We start from the raw sequence: 3,131 nt of genomic DNA, 5'->3' as shown, positions 1-3,131 counted from the left end.
CGCAACGACGAGTTCAGGCTACGTGAAATACGGGCGTCTATCTACAAGTTAGTAACGTAATTGATAAAACCAGTCATATGACTTGTTATTATCGCACCGGCCTGCGCTGTGGTGTTTTTAGATCGGCCGACCCCGGCAGCCGCGGTAGATTCGAGTCACAGACCCCCAAAGAGAGCGTGGAACAACCATGGTGGAAACAGGACCGTCCGCAGACTGGGCCCGCAAACAGGTAGACCTCGGGCGCGTGCCGGTTGCGGTGCTGGGAATCGCGTCCAGCCAGGGCATCGAGGATGTGGTGGCTTTCGGGACCGACGACGGCAGGCCGGCAACGTCCGATGACCACTTTGCGCTCTTCTCCGTTTCCAAACCCATCAGCGCTTTGACCGTCATGCGGCAAGTGGAGCGGGGGAAGCTGTCCTTGGGGGCACCTCTTAGCGCCGCCGTCCCAGGCTTCGGCACCGGCCGCACGGATACCGTGACGTTGGAACAGCTGCTCAGCCACCGTTCCGGTATTGCGGATCCAGCGCTCGACGCCGGCACTCCACTCCGCGAGGCCCTCACCGCAGCGGACCAAGCGTTCTATGCGGGAAGCCTGGTCCAGTACTGCAACATCGCCTTTGAAGGGGCAGCGGCGATGGCCGAGTGGGCCGATGGGCGCCCGTTCGAGGAGCAGTTGCTTTCCCTGGCCCATGACACCGGCGCGGCATCGCTTACCTTTAGCTCGGACTGCAACCCGCACACAGTCCATGGCACCGAGGCCGCGGGTTTGAACGTGCAGGCCATGTACAAACACCGCCACCCCGGAGCAGGCCTGTTCGGCACGGCCTCGGATCTGCTGCACTTGGGGTCGGAGCTTTTGCGGGATTCGGGGAAGGCCGTCAAGCCCGCAACCCTGGCTGCGATGCGCCGCCCGCGCACCACGGACGTTTCACACATCACCACCCGGCCCACCCCGCTGAGGCACACGGGCTTGGGCTTCCAGCTGCCCGCCAACGAGTCCGAGCTCCTCGCGAAGGGGATCTACGGCCACCCTGGTTGGTCCGGGACAGAATGGTGGATGTTCCCGGAGCAGGACCGGTGCGTCGTGTTCCTGACCAACGTGCTGGACGCGCCGGACACGGGTGTGGACACGAACGAACTCTTCAACGCGGTGGCGGCCTCCTAGACGCTGGTCTTTCTGCTGCGCACCACTGATACGGCCCACGCCACCACAAACAAGCCCACCAGGATCAAGCCGGCGTCGCCGAGGTCAATGCTTCCGAGCCACGTGGTCAGGGGGTCCTCGAGTTCGAGCGCGGAGTTGGCGAATCCGCCAAGAGTGATCACGGCAATGAACAACGCCGAAACCGCGGAAATCCCGGTAATCACGGCGTTGAAGCCAAGTTTCCGCCGGGGATTATGGATGGCTGCTGTGTACATCTTCATCATGGCCACACCGTTGACGGAGTCGCACAGGGTCATGGCAGCGGTGAACGCGAGCGGGAGGGCCATCAAGGCGAGCGGCGAGACTCCGGCCAGTGACGCCGTCGTGGTGATGACCAGTAGCCCGATGGTGGTGGCGGTGTCGAAGCCGAGCCCAAAAAGGAAACCAATCACGTAAATGTTTCGTGGCCGCTGCACTTTGGACAGCGGTTTGGCGAGCAGGCGGGCCACGAACCCTTTCGCCTCGAGGTCCTCCGGACGCACCTCGCCGCCGCGCTGCACCTGACGGTATACGCTCGTGGCACGAACGAACGCCGAGCCGTTGAACAGGCCCATCGCCAGCAGGAACAGCCCGGAAACACCGCTGCCGATCAAGCCCAGCACCTTGTTGCCGGTAGTCCCGTCCTCCATGAACTGCCCGATCAAGCTGGCACCTGCCACCACCAGCAGACCGGCCAGGATCACCACGGAGCTGTGGCCCAGGCTGAAGGCGAAGCCGACGCTCACGGGGTCCTTGCGTTGCGCTACGAATTTGCGGGTGGAGTTATCAATCGCCGCAATATGGTCCCAGTCGTAGCTGTGCTTGATGCCGGCCACGTAAGCGGTGATCACCAACCCCAGCGCCAGCGGTTGCGCGCCGCCGGTGGTGCCTGCAAGCAACAGCACGACGGCGGCAGCGTGCAAAGCGGCCACGGCACCGAACGTGAACAGCAGCCGGGTGCGCAAGGACAGCGTCTCCCGCTCCCGGTACATGGCGGCGAGCCCGGTCAGCGCAGTCATTAATACTTCCTCAGGTTCAAGGGTTCCTGCCCATTCCAACGCTCCCGCAGGAGGCCGGTGCAAGCGCCCAGCAAATTGTTGAGTACCTCAGTGCTGTTGGACAACGATCGCAGCACAAGCCCAGTAGTCCCGGCAATAGTCGCCGTCAAGGAAACTCCGGTATGCGCATCAAAGTCACGGGAAATGCGATCCAGGTCGTCAGCAAGCCCCTGATTAACCCTCGGATCCACCACCACCAACGACCCCAGATGGCTGAAGCCTTCCATGAACCCCATCCCGGTCACGTCGTTGAGAGGTGGCCTGATCAGGAGGTTGTCGAGCGCCAACAGTTGTTCTCCGTTTTTGCCCTGAATCCAGATCTCGTTCCGCAGCCGCACCTCTTCATACTTGAACGATGCGCCGTCCGGGGACCATCCGGGCGTCACCACCTCAGCCATGACAAGGCTCGACGTCGGGTGGAGACTGAGGTGCGAATTCTGCCGATAGCTCGCCTCTCGGTAAGCAATCAACTGATCGGGCATCAGCTCCAACCGCGAGCCCTCCCCCAGCCGGACACTCATCCGCTGCTCAGCAAACGACCCCGGTGTCCGATAAATCTTCGTGGCAGACTGCGTGGTTAACAACAGCTCAGCCCCAGCCCCAACCTCCACGTCAATAACAAACAGATCGGCCCCCAGATACGCTCCACCCGGATTGACCATGACATAACAAACCTGCCCGGACCCATCCAGATAATGCGGCCTAAGCACCCGCAAAGCGCCCTCATGAAACTGCCGCAAAGCAACAGACCGCCCCCCGCGCACCCCAACCCCCAACTCCAACCGCCCCCGCACCCCCCGCTCCGAAGGAACCAGCGCGGAGTTGAGCTCCACGTCCCCCCAAGGACCAACATCGACGCCCGAGCTCACTACGTGCGCAGTCATCGGCTA

The 3,131-nt window shown here is 62.5% G+C and carries 3 protein-coding genes; 1 reads left to right on the top strand and 2 read right to left on the bottom strand.

From position 1 onward, the window contains the following. Positions 1-187 precede the first annotated feature (187 nt). Positions 188-1,165: a serine hydrolase gene (locus HP499_RS22650; RefSeq protein WP_172326325.1), complete on the top strand. Its 978-nt coding sequence runs from the start codon at positions 188-190 to the stop codon at positions 1,163-1,165. Here HP499_RS22650 and HP499_RS22645 read toward each other — a convergent pair. Beyond that, on the bottom strand, positions 1,162-2,202 hold the full coding sequence (locus HP499_RS22645) for a HoxN/HupN/NixA family nickel/cobalt transporter (RefSeq protein ID WP_172326324.1): 1,041 nt from the start codon (positions 2,200-2,202) through the stop codon (positions 1,162-1,164). The two genes, HP499_RS22650 and HP499_RS22645, sit on opposite strands and share 4 nt — an antisense overlap. Beyond that, on the bottom strand, positions 2,202-2,903 hold the full coding sequence (locus HP499_RS22640; protein ID WP_253951751.1) for an urease accessory protein UreD: 702 nt from the start codon (positions 2,901-2,903) through the stop codon (positions 2,202-2,204). The genes HP499_RS22645 and HP499_RS22640 overlap by 1 nt, the downstream gene beginning before the upstream one ends. Positions 2,904-3,131 lie beyond the last annotated feature (228 nt).

Origin of the sequence: Paenarthrobacter sp. CM16 (genome assembly GCF_013179505.1) — a bacterium.
Classification (GTDB): domain Bacteria; phylum Actinomycetota; class Actinomycetes; order Actinomycetales; family Micrococcaceae; genus Arthrobacter.
The sequence above is the reverse complement of the archived record's forward strand: the minus strand, read 5'-3'. Positions and strand labels throughout refer to the sequence as shown.